1 protein-coding gene is annotated in these 471 nt (G+C 59.2%); it reads left to right on the top strand.

From position 1 onward, the window contains the following. A partial coding sequence (locus B4920_RS25875) for a transposase (RefSeq protein WP_139379646.1) occupies positions 1 to 471 on the top strand: 471 nt, incomplete at both ends.

Genomic DNA, 471 nt, shown 5'->3' with positions numbered 1-471 from the left:
GTCAGCGACTCGGCAAACAGCCGCTCGAGTGGCTGTTCAAACAGTGCGCCGATGTGTGGGGGCGGGAACGTTATCCTGAAGACCAGTGGCACGGTTTACAGGTCTTTGCCATCGATGGGGCCCTGTTCCGGACCCAGGATATGCCTGAACTCAGAGCACATTTCGGCTCGGGTAACACCTCAACCAACCGGCAGACACCCTACCCGATGCTGCGGTTGGTCACGCTCATGAATGTCCGCTCGCATGTCATTGCCAACGCGGCCATCAGCCCGTACCGCAAAGGGGAAATCCCCCTGGCCAGCGAGTTCATTCGCTCATTGCCGGACAAGTCAGTGACCCTGCTGGATAAAGGCTTCTTCGGTGCCGACCTGTTGCTGCGTATTCAGGCCGAAGACACCGACCGTCACTGGCTCATCCCGGAACGCAAGGGGCTGGTATACACGGAACTTGAGCGCTATGGCGACGGTGACC

This window comes from Zoogloea sp. LCSB751 (assembly GCF_002028455.1).
Classification (GTDB): Bacteria; Pseudomonadota; Gammaproteobacteria; order Burkholderiales; family Rhodocyclaceae; genus Zoogloea.
This window is presented reverse-complemented; position numbering and strand designations above follow the sequence as displayed.